At 36.7% G+C, this 15,258-nt stretch carries 17 protein-coding genes; 4 read left to right on the forward strand and 13 right to left on the reverse strand.

Features of this window, described 5'->3' with window-relative positions:
• Positions 1-20: 20 nt before the first annotated feature.
• The 9 genes from L6471_RS10190 to L6471_RS10230 all read right to left on the reverse strand — a co-directional run bounded on the left by L6471_RS10190 (position 21) and on the right by L6471_RS10230 (position 9,403).
• Positions 21-2,000, reverse strand: coding sequence for an ABC-F family ATP-binding cassette domain-containing protein (locus L6471_RS10190; protein ID WP_027452887.1), 1,980 nt, complete (start codon positions 1,998-2,000; stop codon positions 21-23).
• A 113-nt stretch (positions 2,001-2,113) separates the two neighbouring features.
• Positions 2,114-2,458: a 50S ribosomal protein L20 gene (gene rplT, locus L6471_RS10195; protein WP_006281736.1), complete on the reverse strand. Its 345-nt coding sequence runs from the start codon at positions 2,456-2,458 to the stop codon at positions 2,114-2,116.
• A 38-nt stretch (positions 2,459-2,496) separates the two neighbouring features.
• A complete protein-coding gene (rpmI, locus tag L6471_RS10200; RefSeq protein ID WP_039869836.1) occupies positions 2,497-2,694 on the reverse strand; it encodes a 50S ribosomal protein L35 in 198 nt (65 codons plus the stop codon).
• 136 nt (positions 2,695-2,830) lie between these two features.
• The gene (infC, locus tag L6471_RS10205; protein WP_006281737.1) at positions 2,831-3,457 is read right to left on the reverse strand and encodes a translation initiation factor IF-3; all 627 of its coding nucleotides are present in this window, start codon (positions 3,455-3,457) and stop codon (positions 2,831-2,833) included.
• 134 nt (positions 3,458-3,591) lie between these two features.
• Positions 3,592-5,556, reverse strand: coding sequence for a threonine--tRNA ligase (gene thrS, locus L6471_RS10210; RefSeq protein WP_006281738.1), 1,965 nt, complete (start codon positions 5,554-5,556; stop codon positions 3,592-3,594).
• A 237-nt stretch (positions 5,557-5,793) separates the two neighbouring features.
• Complete coding sequence (locus tag L6471_RS10215) at positions 5,794-7,794, reverse strand: tetratricopeptide repeat protein (protein ID WP_074548781.1); 2,001 nt, start codon at positions 7,792-7,794, stop codon at positions 5,794-5,796.
• Positions 7,795-7,856: 62 nt separating this feature from the next.
• Positions 7,857-8,414 carry a peptide deformylase gene (def, locus tag L6471_RS10220; protein ID WP_006281740.1) on the reverse strand — a complete coding sequence of 186 codons (558 nt, stop codon included), beginning with the start codon at positions 8,412-8,414 and terminating at the stop codon, positions 7,857-7,859.
• A 51-nt stretch (positions 8,415-8,465) separates the two neighbouring features.
• Positions 8,466-8,885 carry a Holliday junction resolvase RuvX gene (ruvX, locus tag L6471_RS10225; protein ID WP_027452890.1) on the reverse strand — a complete coding sequence of 140 codons (420 nt, stop codon included), beginning with the start codon at positions 8,883-8,885 and terminating at the stop codon, positions 8,466-8,468.
• A 29-nt stretch (positions 8,886-8,914) separates the two neighbouring features.
• Positions 8,915-9,403, reverse strand: coding sequence for an SPOR domain-containing protein (locus L6471_RS10230; RefSeq protein WP_074548783.1), 489 nt, complete (start codon positions 9,401-9,403; stop codon positions 8,915-8,917).
• A gap of 227 nt (positions 9,404-9,630) precedes the next feature.
• Here L6471_RS10230 and L6471_RS10235 point away from each other — a divergent pair, with 227 nt between their 5' ends.
• From L6471_RS10235 to L6471_RS10245, 3 genes are read left to right on the forward strand one after another with little or no spacing between them, the layout of a single operon-like run.
• The gene (locus L6471_RS10235) at positions 9,631-9,843 is read left to right on the forward strand and encodes a YtxH domain-containing protein (RefSeq protein WP_006281743.1); all 213 of its coding nucleotides are present in this window, start codon (positions 9,631-9,633) and stop codon (positions 9,841-9,843) included.
• 18 nt (positions 9,844-9,861) lie between these two features.
• Complete coding sequence (locus L6471_RS10240; protein ID WP_027452891.1) at positions 9,862-10,227, forward strand: hypothetical protein; 366 nt, start codon at positions 9,862-9,864, stop codon at positions 10,225-10,227.
• Positions 10,217-10,465: a hypothetical protein gene (locus tag L6471_RS10245; RefSeq protein ID WP_027452892.1), complete on the forward strand. Its 249-nt coding sequence runs from the start codon at positions 10,217-10,219 to the stop codon at positions 10,463-10,465. Before L6471_RS10240 ends, L6471_RS10245 begins: the two co-directional genes overlap by 11 nt.
• Before the next feature lie 260 nt (positions 10,466-10,725).
• Here the strand turns inward: L6471_RS10245 and L6471_RS10250 are convergent, their stop codons facing one another.
• From L6471_RS10250 to L6471_RS10260, 3 genes are read right to left on the reverse strand one after another with little or no spacing between them, the layout of a single operon-like run.
• Complete coding sequence (locus L6471_RS10250; RefSeq protein ID WP_006283407.1) at positions 10,726-11,511, reverse strand: MBL fold metallo-hydrolase; 786 nt, start codon at positions 11,509-11,511, stop codon at positions 10,726-10,728.
• The gene (gene murB, locus L6471_RS10255; RefSeq protein WP_006283406.1) at positions 11,511-12,539 is read right to left on the reverse strand and encodes a UDP-N-acetylmuramate dehydrogenase; all 1,029 of its coding nucleotides are present in this window, start codon (positions 12,537-12,539) and stop codon (positions 11,511-11,513) included. The genes L6471_RS10250 and murB overlap by 1 nt, the downstream gene beginning before the upstream one ends.
• A 31-nt stretch (positions 12,540-12,570) precedes the next feature.
• Positions 12,571-13,425 (reverse strand): DUF4348 domain-containing protein, encoded by an 855-nt coding sequence (locus L6471_RS10260; RefSeq protein ID WP_006283405.1) that lies wholly within the window; start codon positions 13,423-13,425, stop codon positions 12,571-12,573.
• Between the two features lie 147 nt (positions 13,426-13,572).
• On the opposite strand from L6471_RS10260, the gene pheS reads away from it, so the two are divergent.
• Positions 13,573-14,613, forward strand: coding sequence for a phenylalanine--tRNA ligase subunit alpha (gene pheS, locus L6471_RS10265; protein ID WP_006283404.1), 1,041 nt, complete (start codon positions 13,573-13,575; stop codon positions 14,611-14,613).
• Positions 14,614-14,706: 93 nt separating this feature from the next.
• On the opposite strand, the gene L6471_RS10270 is transcribed toward pheS, so the two are convergent.
• Positions 14,707-15,204: a cob(I)yrinic acid a,c-diamide adenosyltransferase gene (locus L6471_RS10270; protein ID WP_006283403.1), complete on the reverse strand. Its 498-nt coding sequence runs from the start codon at positions 15,202-15,204 to the stop codon at positions 14,707-14,709.
• Positions 15,205-15,258 lie beyond the last annotated feature (54 nt).

Below are 15,258 nucleotides of genomic sequence, written 5' to 3' on the forward strand. Positions count from 1 at the left end.
TAATTTATTAAGTTACTATATTATTGCAATTCGGCGAGTTTCTCACTGAGAATAAACCAATTATCATTTTCTGCATCCAATCGTTCTTTAATTTCTGCATACTCATTAATAATACTCATATTCGTTGCATTCTCCGGACTCATGAGCATTTCATCCAACTCTTTGATTCGCTTCTCCATTTCTGCAATTTTATTCTCACTCTCCTTTACTGCCTTTTCTGCTTTTCTAATCTTTTTTTGAAGTTCTTTATGCTCTGCATAACTCAACCTCGAAGCTTCTTTTGCAGGATTAGTTATTTTCTCTGAAGACGCAGACTGTTTTATAGTATTACTGCTGCTCATAGCTAATCGATCTTCTACAGTTGGAACATCCGATTTAAAAGCATTCACAGCTGATGTCACTTGTAAACTACTCAACCAGTCATAGATACCGCCCAAGTGTTCTTTCACTCTACCATTACCAAACTCGTAGACTTTACTAACAAGCCCATCCAAGAATTCACGGTCATGACTAACAATAATCGCAGTACCATCAAAAGACTTAATCGCTTCTTTTAGAACTTCCTTACTAGGTATATCCAAGTGATTGGTCGGCTCATCGAGAATCAATAAATTAACAGGCTCTAATAATAGTTTAATCATAGCTAGTCTACTACGTTCACCACCACTTAGAACGCCAACCTTTTTCTCTGATATTTCTCCGCCAAACATAAATGCACCTAGCAAATCGTTTATCATCAAACGAATATCACCAGTTGCAACCTGATCTATAGTTTCATAAATAGTCAAGGATTCATCTAGCATTTGGGCCTGATTCTGAGCGAAATAGCCAATTTGAACATTATGCCCTATTTTAAGGGTTCCTTCAAATGGAATTTGCCCCATAATACACTTGACAAGAGTAGATTTACCTTCACCATTCTTTCCTACAAAAGCAACTTTTTCACCTCTTTTGATAGTTAGATTGACATCTGCAAAAACATTCTTATCATAGTCTTTACGAACATCTTGACAAATCACAGGATAATCACCAGAGCGAAGACATGGAGGAAATTTAAGATGCATAACAGAATTATCAACTTCATCAACCTCTATAGGAACTATCTTTTCCAATTGTCTGATACGCTGTTGCACCTGAACTGCTTTTGATGCCTGATAACGAAAACGATTGATAAAGGCTTCTATATCAGCTATTTCTTTTTGCTGATTTTGATAAGCACGCAATTGCTGCTCACGACGCTCTTTACGAAGAACCAAATACTCATCATACTTAACTCGATAATCTTCTATATGCCTACAAGTTATCTCGATAGTACGATTAGTTACATTATTAATAAAAGCACGGTCATGACTAACTAATACGACAGCACTTGAACTTGTTGCTAAGAATTGCTCCAACCACTGAATACTTTCGATATCAAGATGATTCGTTGGCTCATCCAAAAGTAACACATCTGGTTTTTTAAGAAGAATTTTTGCTAGCTCTATTCGCATACGCCAACCACCTGAAAATTCCTTAGTTGGACGTTCCAAGTCTGCTCTGCTAAAGCCAAGTCCAGATAATGTACGCTCCATTTCAGCCTCATAATTTTCGCCTCCAAGCATAATATAGCGTTCATGCTCTTGCGTAAAATTATCAACTAATTTTGTGTAACCTTCACTTTCATAGTCTGTTCGCTCTGCCAATTCCCGCTGCATTTTATCTAATTTGGCCTTCAACATTACACTTTCAGAAAAAGCCTTTCGGGTTTCTTCGCGAACACTAGTATCATCTTGAAGTTTCATGACCTGAGGAAGATAACCTATCTTGCACTCATTTGGTATGGATACAGTTCCTGATGAAGGTTTTTGCAATCCACATAAGAGCTTGAGCATTGTACTTTTTCCTGCTCCATTTTTTCCCACGAGCGCTATACGATCATGAGGATTAATGACATAATTTACATTTTCAAACAATGGTTTGGCAGCAAACTCTACTGTTAACCCTTCTACTGATATCATTAAAAGCTAATTTTTTAGTTGCAAAGATACAAAATTATAGTGAAAAAATACTTAGCATATACAAAAAAACGCACTTCCTTGTGAGAAGTGCGTTTATATTTAGGTGTAAATAATTACTTTACCTTTTCTACGATTGCCTTGAAAGCTTCTGGATTATTCATAGCGAGGTCAGCAAGAACCTTACGGTTAATCTCGATACCTGCTTTATGAAGAGCACCCATCAACTGGCTATAGCTCATATTCTCAAGACGAGCTGCTGCGTTAATACGCTGAATCCAAAGGGCACGGAAATTACGCTTCTTATTGCGACGATCGCGATAAGCGTATGTCAAACCTTTCTCCCAGGTATTTTTAGCTACAGTCCAAACGTTCTTTCTTGCTCCATAGTAGCCTTTTGTAAGCTTTAAAATATTCTTTCTTTTAGCACGTGAAGCGACGTGATTTACTGATCTTGGCATAATTTTTTCCTTTAATTGTTTTGACTAAAAAGTTTTAATTAGCGAAGGCAGAGCAGATCGCGTACCTGCTTTACGTTTGCATGATCTACGAGAGTCTGGTGAACCAGATTTCTCTTCTGTTTCTTTGTCTTCTTAGTCAGAATGTGACTGTGATAAGCGTGATGACGCTTAATTTTACCGGTACCGGTGAAACGGAATCTCTTCTTTGCGCCGGAATTAGTCTTTACTTTTGGCATTTTTGTTTATTTTAAATTATTTATTAATAACAAGTGGCAACGCATATACCAGGGCGTTACGCACTTTTTTTTAAGTCTTATGAAATTTCTGCAGACCTTTTCAAAGTAGTACTACATCAAGTATTACCCCGACCATTTATTCTACGCTTTCGATCTTTCCAGCCTTTGCAGCAGCCTTAGCCTCAGCTTCACGCTTTTCACGATCCACACGCTGTTGGCTCTTTTTTGCCTGTCCTACCTTTTTAGGGGCCATATAAAGGAACATCTTCTTTCCTTCCAACTTAGGCATCTGCTCAACTTTACCAAACTCTTCCAAATCATTAGCGAAGCGTAATAAAAGGACTTCACCTTGTTCTTTAAACAAAATAGAACGTCCACGGAAGAATACATATGCACGTACTTTATTTCCTTCTTCCAAGAATTCTTGAGCATGTTTCAACTTGAACTGATAATCATGCTCGTCTGTCTGAGGTCCAAAACGAATTTCCTTAACCTCAACCTTAACCTGCTTCTGTTTCATCTCTTTCTGACGTTTCTTCTGCTGGTAAAGGAACTTAGAATAGTCTATAAGACGGCAAACTGGTGGCTGGGCGTTTGGAGAAATCTCGACCAAGTCAACACCCTGCTGACGTGCAAGATCCAAAGCTTTACGGGTAGGCATCACCTCTGAGCCCTCGTCACTAACTACACGAACCTCACGGATATGAATCTGTTCATTCACGCGATACTGGTTCTTCAAATTATTTTTGTCGTTCTTCTGCATTAACTTTTATAAAGTCGTTTTTTAATAATCGGGTGCAAATTTACAAAAAAGTCAGGAACTAACAAAATAATTCCTGACCTTTTTACATTATATTTCTGTATTATTTGAAATATTCATAAATAATACCTTACCTTTTAATCATTTGATTCATTGTCAACTACTTTGAGCTGCTCAGCTACCTCTTCATTAATGCGCTTAGCAAATTCTTCCATAGTCATAGAAGCTTGATCGCCACCACCTTGCTTACGCATAGAAACGAGACCACCTTCTGCTTCCTTTTCACCGACAATTACCATATAAGGAACACGTTTTAACTCATTATCGCGAATCTTACGACCTACCTTCTCATTTCTATCGTCAATATAACCACGTACATCGTGCTTATCCAAATATGCCTTTACTTTTTTAGCATAATCATTATATTTCTCTGAAATAGGAAGGATAGCTACCTGGTCAGGTATCAACCACAATGGGAAACGACCTGCTGTATGTTCGATAAGAACAGCAGTAAAGCGCTCTAGACTACCGAATGGAGCACGGTGAATCATAACTGGAGTCTTCTTGGTATTATCTACGTCAGTATATTCCAATTTGAAACGCTCTGGCAAATTATAATCTACCTGAATAGTACCCAACTGCCATCTTCTACCTATAGCATCTTTAACCATAAAGTCAAGCTTAGGACCATAGAAAGCAGCTTCACCTTCTTCTTCAACAGCTTTAAGACCCTTTTCCTTACAAGCCTCACGAATAGCATTTTGACTTTCTTCCCAAATTTCATCAGAGCCTATATACTTTTCAGTATCTTTAGGATCACGCAATGAAATCTGCGCTTCATAATCATTAAAGCCAAAAATAGAGAATACCTTCTGGATAATATCAATATTATTTTCAAACTCAGCTTTTACCTGATCTGGACGAACAAAGATATGAGCATCATCCTGAGTAAATGTACGAACACGAGTCAAGCCATGAAGCTCGCCACTCTTTTCATAACGGAATACCGTTCCGAATTCTGCAATACGAAGAGGAAGATCTTTGTAAGAACGAGGTTTACGAGCATAAATTTCACAATGATGAGGACAGTTCATTGGCTTTAACATATACTCCTCATCCTCTTCTGGAGTATGTATTGGCTGAAATGCATCCTTTCCATAGTGAGCCCAGTGACCAGAAGTAATATACAAATTTTTACTACCAATACCTGGAGTAATTACTTCCTGATAATTATAAGGCTTCAATACTCGACGAAGCAACTCCTGAAGACGGAGGCGTAACTGAGTACCCTTTGGCAACCAAATAGGAAGACCTTTACCTACTCGCTCAGAGAACATAAAGAGTTCCATTTCCTTACCGATCTTACGATGATCGCGTTTCTTAGCTTCCTCAAGCATCACTAGATATTCATCCAGCATTTTCTTCTTTGGAAAAGAGATACCATAAATACGAGTCATCTGCTCACGTTTAGCATCTCCACGCCAGAATGCACCGGCTACACTTGTAATCTTAACAGCTTTGATATCGCCTGTAGATACTAAGTGTGGTCCCTTACAAAGATCTGTAAAGTTACCTTGTGTATATGTAGTAATTGAGCCATCTGCCAAGTCGAGATCTATATGTTCGCACTTATAATCTTGACCGTCAGCCTTAAATTCTTTCAAAGCATCAGCCTTTGCTATTTCCTTACGAACAACTGCCTCATCCTTCTTGGCAAGTTCCTTCATTTTAGCTTCAATCTTTGGAAAATCATTTTCAGAGATAGTTACACCCTTTGGAGGCATAACATCATAAAAAAATCCATTTTCTATAGCTGGTCCAAAACCAAACTGGATACCCGGATAGAGCTCTTGAAGAGCCTCAGCCAACAAGTGCGCAGAAGTATGCCAGAAGGTATGCTTTCCCTGCTCATCTTCGAACTTATAAAGTTCTACTGCAGCGTCCTTAGTGATTGGACGATTCAGTTCAACAACCTCACCATTTACACCGCAAGATACAACGTTGCGAGCGAGAGCCGGTGAAATGCTCTCGGCGATTTGTAACCCAGTTACGCCCTCTTCGTATTCACGAACAGAACCATCTGGAAAAGTGATTTTTACCATAACAAATTAGTATTTCTTTTAATCAAGCACAAAAGTAGAAAGAATATACACAATATCCAAATAAAAAATGAAGAATTTTAAATATAATCAAAATTCTTCATTTTTTATTTGAATATATAGCACTTTAGATTCTATTAAAATACAAGTATTCCTCAGAAAACCAATAAAAAAGGAGATGAATACAAAGATTCATCCCCTATTATATCATACCAGCTAACGTAATAGACAATATCTATCCTATTTTGCCTTGTTCGTACTCACCTTTTTTTCTTTTGAAGCCGACTTTATCAAACTATAAGCATCATAAAGGCCAAGTTCGCCTGCCCGACTTAAATCTTTGACAGCCGATCCAATATCATTACATCTCAACTTGGCTAAACCTCTATTATAATAAGCCTCAGCCAAATTTGGATTAACACCAATAGCCTGACTGAAATACAAAATTGCTTTATTAAAATCTTTTATTGCTGCATAAGCACACCCCATATTATAAAGCAAATAAGCGTTATTCTTTCGCAGATGAATAGCCTGTCGAAGGTCATCATTTATACGAGTAGTATACATACTGCTATTCCTGCCCTGACTTCTATTATAAGCATCCAATTCTGCTAACGAACTGGCTCGTTGCATAAATGCCAAGACATTTGTACTATCCATTCGTATATAATCATCCAAATCGCTTATTGCCTCTTCATAATTATGTATAGTAGCTTGAGCCACTGCTCTTTGCAACAAGAAGCTGCTTGCGATTTTGGCATCCCTCGTATTTGAAATTTTCTCATTCAACTGCATTACAGTCTTCATAAATGAAGAAGTCTGTTCGGCATCCATTGCTTGAGGTGTACACACTAAATAAATACGTTTCAACGGCTTTTGATGATTATTATAAAGTTCCAAATCTCCATCCACCAACTCGAATGATTTTATTCCGTTCTTATATTTTAAATAAGAAAGTTGGAACATTGGCAAAAATTCTGCAGCAACTTCTCTATTCTGCACTTCACCACGATAAGAATTCTTATATTCTGTTGTCTTTGTTACGATATCATCATCAGCTATTACTAACTGATCATACTTATCGACATCTATATCACTCATACGACGAACCTGGTTCAGTTTCGCCCTGCTCCATCGTTGTTGTACACCTAAATGCTTATTCATCTGCGCTTTGAAGACTCTAAATTCATCAAGTTCTGCTTGATTCCTCATACCAAGTCTTCTATAGCAATTTGCTCTAGCCAACAAACCATTCCAGAAATTAGGAAATTTTTGGATAACACGGCTATAATCACGAATAGCAGCTTTAAGATTTCCTGTTTTATCATTTAATAAAGCACGATTATAAAGAGCTTGAATATTATTAGGCTCAAGCCTCAACACAAAATCAAAATCCTTAATCGCACGATTATCATCACCTAACGTTAATCTCAATAATCCACGATTATAATGAGCTATAAAATTATTAGGGTCCATTTCTACAGCCTTATCATAATCCTCCATAGCCTGACGTAACTTATTCAGATTCACACTAGCCATGGCTCTATAAACATAGTTATTTACGACCTTTGGTTCATAATGAATAGCATTACTAAATGCTTCAAAAGCCACTTTATAACTCTTTCTGGAAAGATGCAATCTTCCACGTATAGCCCAAGCATCACCATTATACGGATCTATTTCTAACGTTTTATCTAACCATTTTGCAGCTGTAGCCGTATCATTTTCCGTAAGATATACTTCAGTCTGAAGACTATACGCATCAGCCATTTGAGGCCACCTTGCCACTATTGAATCCAGCTGGCGATGAGCCGAAGAATAATCCTTTAACTTAACTGCACAATACGCTTTATTAAAAATATATCCACGATTATTTGGATCTCTTTTCAAGGCCTGATCATAATCTGATATAGCCTCTTGAAATTTATCCTGCTTAATACGACTCAACGCTCTAAGATTCCATATATCCGAAATATACGGATTTAATTTTATTGCTTCAGTTTCATCCATTTCTGCACCAGAAAAGTCATCAAGATAAAACTTAGCTACTCCACGGTAATACCAAGGTTCATAAAGATAAGGCTTATAGCTAACACAAATATTAAAATGTTGAATGGCAAGTACATAGTCCTTATAATCGAGGGCTATGCGACCTGCCACTTGTATTCTATCAATATTATATTGTGCATGAACTGCCAGGGTCATAAAGGCAGCAGCAATCAAAGACAAAAATTTTCGCATATTCAGATTTTTTTATACTGATTATAAGCTTCTCAGACCCTTTGAAGAGGTGAAGGATTATCTTATCTTGGTACCTTAGTACGATAAGAACAGCGGAATTTTCCCTTCATAATATTTTTAAGTTTACCTCCTATCATATTCTTACGAAGAGCATTCACTTTATCTACATACATAATACCTTCCAAATGATCGAATTCATGCTGCATAACACGAGCTTTATAGCCTTCCACCCATTCATCATGCTCTACAAAATTTTCATCCATATATTTAACATGAATACGAGTAGGACGCACTACATTCTCGGACAAGCCAGGAATAGAAAGACACCCTTCCTCCATACGAGATTCTTGAGTATCATCGTATTCCAAGATATGCGCATTAATGAAAACCTTACGGAAGCCTTCATATTCAGGAAATTCATCTTTAAGAATATCCAGATCAATTACAACAAGACGAATAGCCTTACCTATCTGAGGGGCTGCCAAACCCACTCCATTACTATTATCCAATGTTTGAAACATATCCTGGATAAGTTGTTTAAGTTCTGGATAATCTGGAGTAATATCCGAAGCCACCTTGCGTAAAACAGGCTGACCATAAACATAAATTGGTAAAATCATATTTTAAATCTGTATAGATTTTATTATAAAAGTGTATACCTTGAAAACGTTTTAATAACGATGTGAAGACATCCAGTCTTCCAAAATAATAGTTGCCGACACTTCATCGACCAAACCTTTATTTTCTCTTCTTACCTTTTTCTTAACGCCACCATCTATCATGGCACGATGAGCAATTACTGAAGTAAAACGCTCATCATAATATTCAATAGGGATCTCCGGATGTGCTTTACGCCATCGATTATAAAAATTTTCAACGCGCCCCATGTTTTCACTTGGCAAACCGTTAGGTTGAGTAGGCTTACCCATAATGATACGCTCTACTCCCTCCTTTTTACAATAATTCTGCAGGAAATCCCATAAATCTACTGTACTGACTGTAGTAAGACCATTTGCGATAATCTGCATCGGGTCTGTCACAGCCAGTCCAGTTCTTTTTTTTCCGTAGTCAATACTCAAAATTCTACCCATAAACCGAGATCGAATCAGAGAGTAATAAATTATTTCTTAAAGAGCAACCATGCATCTGCATACTTACTACGAAGCTGATTGCGGCTTGAAACAGCAGCAGCTTTATCTGCAAAAGTAGTGGCAACAACACGATACATATTACGAGCACTATTATAAGCTATCTGTGCATCATATCCTGCATTTTTCAAAGTACGCTGCATACCTTCTGCATTTGCTTTTAATGAATAAGAACCTACAACCACGCTAAAATTCTTGAGACCAGGACCGCTTACTACTGTAACATCTTCAGAACGTACAGTTGCATTATCAGCATTATCCATAACTGTTGTTTCACTAACCTGCTTGTTTTCAAGAGGAGTTACAACAGGAGCTGCAGTTGCGATTGGCTCATTGGTCTGAGCGGCTTCTTGAGCCTTAGCTTTTTCATAAGCTTTTTTATAAGCACTTTCGCTTGATTTACAACTTGTAAAAGCCATAAAAGCACAAAGACCTGCGCACAATACCAAATATTTCTTCATTTTGCTAATTTTTTGTTAGTTAAATATTCTCTGATTATTAATTTTTGCGAAGGTACAATTTTTTATTCATATTCTTTGCTGACACACGGCAAAAACTTTGTTAAATCAAATTAAAGCACGTAATTTAACAAAAAATGATACTAAAACCTATTATCACTAGAGTTTTTTTAGTATATTTGCTTTCAGATAAATTCTATCAAGTAAATATTAACTTAAAATTAGAGATTATGAAAACATTAGGTTACATTGGTGCTTTTTTAGGTGGTGCAATTGCAGGCGCAGCTTTAGGCTTATTATGTGCCCCAGAAAAGGGAGAAGACACCCGCAAAAAAATTACAGACACAGTTGATGACTTCCTCAAAAAACATGATATTAAATTAAGCAGTAAAGAGGTCGCAGACTTAGTAGACGATATCAAAGATTCTGCAACTGCAGAATAATCACTCTTAATCTTATCTATGTTTAGTAACGATCAGAATATAGAAACTATCGGACAACTGGTAGAGGTACTAAAACACTACATCGGGCTCCAAAAAGAATATGTGATGCTCGATGTAGTAGATAAAATTGTACGATTACTTACAGCAACAGCGATCGCTGTATCTATCATTCTTTTACTTCTGATTTCCCTTATATATATCAGTTTCGCAGCAGCATTCGCTATTGCTCCACATACCGGAATGGCTGGAGCTTTTGCTATTATAGGTGCAATTTATCTCTTCTTTCTATTACTCGTTGTCCTTTTTCGTCAACGTTGGATAGAAAAGCCTCTGGTCCACTTCTTGGCTGGAATTCTACTTGAGAACAATAACAATGAATTGTAACATGATGGATTATAATGATCTCAACGATATCAAGCTAAAAAAAGAACTACTTCGGAATGAAATTCTGAAAGATAACCAAAAAATTGAAAAACTTTGGGGCAAACTTTTCCATAAAGCTCCTCTTTTCGACAAGCAAGCCAAACCTTCAAAAAAGTTAGGAAGTTTATTAAGTACAGGAGCTTCTCTATTAGATGGAGCTATCTTAGGATGGAAACTTTATCGAAAGTTCAGACCATAAAGAGGTCTTGTCGTTTGAATAACGACAAGACCTCTTTATATAAGAAATCCAAATTTCACTCTTCTCAGAGGGAAATTTGGACGTTAAATTTTTAAAATGATTCGCTAATCAATTTTACCTTAAAACCTTAATTCGATTTATAACCTATATATAACATTAAACGTTTGTATTTCATTTTATTAGTGCAAAGGTAATAATTTTCTATATGAAACACAAAAAAAAGATAAAAAAATTACATCTTTTTTTTGTAATTCAGCAAATTATACATCTATACACATCCCATCATAGGCAAAACATATACCCTCAGGAAGTTTCTTGTTTGCCTCACAATGAATACCAATATCATGAGTAACATGAATAAGGTATACCTTTTGTGCATTAATTTTTTGAGCTAAAGCTATAGCATCGTCTACCAACTGATGACTATGATGGGGCTTATCAAAACGCAAAGCATTAACAACTAGCACCTTTACACCACTCAGATAAGTATATTCTTCATTATCCATAGACTTCATATCTGTAATATAAGCAAACTTCCCAAACCGATAACCTAATATCGGCAATTTATCATGCATCACACTAATCGGAGTGATTTCTATTTCTCCAAAACTAAGCTTTTCATGAGGTTTAATGCTATGAAGTTTAAGCTTAGGAACTCCAGGATAAAGCAAAGAAGCATCTTTAGGAAAACAATAAGGCAACATTTGACGCAAACTAACTATTGCTGTCTCATTTCCAAAAATATTTATATCACCAAAAGCCTTACAATATGGACGCAAATCATCCATTCCCCCCACATGATCATAGTGAGCGTGAGTAACTAAAACTGCATCTATCTTGCGAAATGGGACTTGTAATAATTGCTGGCGAATGTCCGGACCTGCATCAATTAAAATTCTAGTATGCTCATCCTCTATTAATGCTGCGCACCTTAAACGATGATCACGTGGATCTTGAGAGCGACAAACATCACACTCACAACCCAAAACAGGAACACCCTGAGATGTTCCTGTTCCTAATAATGTAATATGAAGAGACTTACTCATTATTTAATATTGACTTCAGGATAAATATCTACACCGAACTTTGTTTTTACATCCCTTTGTATCATTTCACAAAGGTGGATAATATCTTTCCCTTTAGCACCTCCAAGATTTACCAATACCAAAGCCTGCTTATCATGTACACCTGCAGGACCTACATTTTTACCTTTCCATCCACATTGTTCGATCATCCATCCTGCAGGAATCTTATAACTCAATTTGTCAGGTGATGCAACTTCATAATATTTTAAATCTGGAAATTTTGCCTTTAGCTTCTTAAATTGCTCCTCTTCTATAATTGGATTCATGAAGAAGCTACCACCATTGCCCTGAACTTTTGGATCAGGCAATTTAGCTCGACGAATATCAATTATCGCATTGCGAAGAATAGACGCTGTAACTTTTTCTGTATATCCACCTAACCTTTCACGAATGTTTCCATAATCTATATTAGGCTGAAAAGTCAGACTAAGACGATAAGTAACATAAGTAATAACATATTTATCTCGCCACTCATTCTTAAATTTACTTTGCCGGTAACTATATTTACAATCAGCATTGGAAAAACAAACTTTTTTTCCTGTATCAATTTCAATGGCCTCTACCATCTGAATAACATCTTTAGCTTCTGCACCATAAGCACCTATATTCTGTACAGCACTAGCACCAACTTCACCTGGTATTAGGCTCAAGTTTTCCATGCCATAATACCCATGCTCTACACAGTATGCCACGACATCATCAAAGACTTCACCACTTCCACAGCGCACAAATACATCACCACACTTAGCGTCTGTTTTTACGACACCAATACCCTTAATGGCACTATGAAGAACAGTACCTGGATAATCACCTGTAAGAAGCAAATTACTGCCACCTCCAAGTAAAAGTAAGGGAGAATCTTCTTGGGTAAGCGTTTTGACAAATACAGATAATTCCTCTACCGTATCAAACTCCACGAAACGTTTACAATATGCTTCAATGCCAAATGTATTATATGGCAACAAGTTGAAGTTTTTTAAGTCTTTCATTTTAATAAAAATTGAGTCAAAAAAGCCAAAATTAGGTTGTAAGTTGTACAAGTTGCCATTTACCTTTTATGCGACGAAAAGTCAATTCCGTCTCCATACCATTAGCAATACCTCTAATCACAAATATTTTTTGCGTACTTTCGGCATACTTCTGACCATAAACTATATTATATATCATTCCAGCAGGCAACTTAGGTGCAAAAGCTGGCCATGTTTCGGCATCAATATCTCCAGTCATTGTACTAAAATCATCATCAGGATCTGGGCCTGTAAATTTTATAGTAGATGCTAAATGACGAGACTGGAAAGCTGTATCCACTGCAAAATGCTGATAGAACTTGAGGAAACTAGCATTATTATTTTCGAACATAGGTTTCAGATTAATACTAGTCATCATCCATCGGCCATTAATTCGATTAAACAAATATTGCTTAACAGTTTTAATTTTAAAAAATACCTTTTCTATGATTACATGATCAATAGTAGTATCTTTCACCAAATTCATTTGTTTGCGATTATCAAAAATCAGCGTATAATACCCTTGACGCATAAAGAAATGCTCCATTTTCCACTCGGTTTTAGCAATCGACTTTTCGACTTTTCCATTTCTATATACCGGCAGAGGAAAATGAATACGTTCATGCTGCAACTTTTTATTTGCAGAAAAATTGAAGATAAAGTCATCAAAAAGTTCGTCCGCTGCTTTAGGCATAGGAGTTTCTGCTATCAAATTCTCTGCAGAATCCGTTTTTACCGTATCTGCAGCAACGATAGAGTCAATGCTTGTCGAATCTATAGAAGATGGTTTCTTCTCAGAACATCCTGTCGCAGTAAAGCATATGCACAGCACAATTAATGACATGCTTGTTAAAAAAGCTTTCTTCATATATCTAAAATGTAACTGACTTTTGTGTCATTCCCTCAAATCACCGGCAAAAATACAAATAATTTTTTATTCACTATCATTATGTCTAAAATAATTTGTATATTTGCAATCGATTTTCGAAAAAGAATAAAAACGTTTTTACAATATATGTTGCTAGAAAAGATTGAAGCACTTCTCCAAGAAGTGAACAACTTACATGCGCAGAACGCTGAAGAAATTGAGCAACTGCGACTAAAGTATCTCAGTAAGAAAGGTGAAATCAACGCTCTTATGGCAGACTTCCGCAATGTGGCAGCTGACCAAAAGAAAGCAGTTGGTATCAAAATTAATGAACTGAAGCAAACAGCTCTCAATAAAATTAATGAATTGAGAGAAGCTCAAGCTGAAGCTGACGTAACAAGCGAAGATATAGACCTGACACGTACAGCCTATCCTATTAGCCTTGGTTCTCGTCATCCTTTGACTTTGGTAAAGAATCAAATTATTGAAATTTTCAGCCGTATGGGGTTTGTGCTAGCCGATGGTCCTGAAATTGATGATGACTTGCACGTATTTACCAAACTTAATTTTGCTGCAGACCATCCTGCACGCGACATGCAGGACACCTTTTTCATCGAGCAGAGCAATCCTAACGATGTAACCAAGAATGTATTGCTTCGTAGTCACACATCTGGTGATCAGAGTCACTTCATGGAGACACATAAACCTCCATTCCGTATTTTGTGCCCAGGTCGCGTATATCGTAACGAAGCCATTTCTGCTCGCGCTCACTGCTTCTTCCATCAAGTAGAAGGTCTATACGTTGACAAAAATGTTAGTTTTGAAGACTTAAAGCAAGTTTTACTTACATTTGCACGTGAAATGTTTGGTCCTGAAACAAAAATACGTCTTCGTCCAAGTTATTTCCCATTTACAGAGCCTAGTGCAGAAATGGATATCAGTTGTGACATCTGTGGAGGCAAAGGATGTTCTTTCTGTAAACATACAGGTTGGGTAGAAATTCTTGGTTGTGGTATGGTAGACCCTAATGTACTCGAGGCTGCAGGCATTGACTCTAAGGTTTATACCGGTTACGCATTCGGTATGGGAGTTGAGCGTATCACAAACTTAAAGTATAAAGTTAGCGACCTTCGTCTCTTCTCGGAGAACGACACGGAGTTCTTGAATGAATTTGAATCTGCTAACTAATCAGTAAATAACAATTGATTTAAAAAAATACAAAGAGGCTACACTTTTACAATGTAGCCTTTTTGTATTTTTCGTTTTTACTATTATATCCTATTATAATAGAGATAGAGCATAAAAATAATCAGAAAGACGATTCATAAATTGCATAATTTCAGGCATTACTGGATATAAACGATTAACCGTCCAAAGTCGACGTTCCCCCGTTCGAGTTTTGGCACGAGCTAGATGTACAAAAGCAGACAAACGATTCTGCCCAGGAAGCACGAATCCAAAGTTTTTTTCTCCAGCAATAAGGTCAATTTCTTTTTCCATACCTGAATTCACTTCTATTAGCATATCCACATCTTTTTTCTGCCTCATTCGCTCATCTGATGCCACACAACTCATCACATACATCAAACACTGCTGAATACGATCTAACTTTTTCACATGAATATAATCATCTTGCATCAAACTTTTCACAATACCTATTATAGCATTCAGTTCATCCAATTCTCCATTTGCCTCTATACGTACATCATCCTTATCCACTCGTAAGCCTTGAGTTAAAGATGTTTGCCCCTGATCACCTGTTTTTGTATATATTTTCATAAAACCTAGTTTTAGGAGCAAAGATAATAAAATCAGAAATAAATACGATAGATA

Source organism: Segatella bryantii, assembly GCF_022024215.1.
In the GTDB taxonomy this organism is placed as follows: domain Bacteria; phylum Bacteroidota; class Bacteroidia; order Bacteroidales; family Bacteroidaceae; genus Prevotella; species Prevotella bryantii.

Coding starts and splice junctions, on each gene's coding strand:
- L6471_RS10190 (WP_027452887.1), bottom strand. CDS start 2,000: ATGATATCAGTAGAAGGGTTAACAGTAGAGTTTGCTGCCAAACCATTG.
- rplT (WP_006281736.1), bottom strand. CDS start 2,458: ATGCCAAGATCAGTAAATCACGTCGCTTCACGTGCTAAAAGAAAGAAT.
- rpmI (WP_039869836.1), bottom strand. CDS start 2,694: ATGCCAAAAGTAAAGACTAATTCCGGCGCAAAGAAGAGATTCCGTTTC.
- infC (WP_006281737.1), bottom strand. CDS start 3,457: ATGCAGAAGAACGACAAAAATAATTTGAAGAACCAGTATCGCGTGAAT.
- thrS (WP_006281738.1), bottom strand. CDS start 5,556: ATGGTAAAAATCACTTTTCCAGATGGTTCTGTTCGTGAATACGAAGAG.
- L6471_RS10215 (WP_074548781.1), bottom strand. CDS start 7,794: ATGCGAAAATTTTTGTCTTTGATTGCTGCTGCCTTTATGACCCTGGCA.
- def (WP_006281740.1), bottom strand. CDS start 8,414: ATGATTTTACCAATTTATGTTTATGGTCAGCCTGTTTTACGCAAGGTG.
- ruvX (WP_027452890.1), bottom strand. CDS start 8,885: ATGGGTAGAATTTTGAGTATTGACTACGGAAAAAAAAGAACTGGACTG.
- L6471_RS10230 (WP_074548783.1), bottom strand. CDS start 9,403: ATGAAGAAATATTTGGTATTGTGCGCAGGTCTTTGTGCTTTTATGGCT.
- L6471_RS10235 (WP_006281743.1), top strand. CDS start 9,631: ATGAAAACATTAGGTTACATTGGTGCTTTTTTAGGTGGTGCAATTGCA.
- L6471_RS10240 (WP_027452891.1), top strand. CDS start 9,862: ATGTTTAGTAACGATCAGAATATAGAAACTATCGGACAACTGGTAGAG.
- L6471_RS10245 (WP_027452892.1), top strand. CDS start 10,217: ATGAATTGTAACATGATGGATTATAATGATCTCAACGATATCAAGCTA.
- L6471_RS10250 (WP_006283407.1), bottom strand. CDS start 11,511: ATGAGTAAGTCTCTTCATATTACATTATTAGGAACAGGAACATCTCAG.
- murB (WP_006283406.1), bottom strand. CDS start 12,539: ATGAAAGACTTAAAAAACTTCAACTTGTTGCCATATAATACATTTGGC.
- L6471_RS10260 (WP_006283405.1), bottom strand. CDS start 13,425: ATGAAGAAAGCTTTTTTAACAAGCATGTCATTAATTGTGCTGTGCATA.
- pheS (WP_006283404.1), top strand. CDS start 13,573: ATGTTGCTAGAAAAGATTGAAGCACTTCTCCAAGAAGTGAACAACTTA.
- L6471_RS10270 (WP_006283403.1), bottom strand. CDS start 15,204: ATGAAAATATATACAAAAACAGGTGATCAGGGGCAAACATCTTTAACT.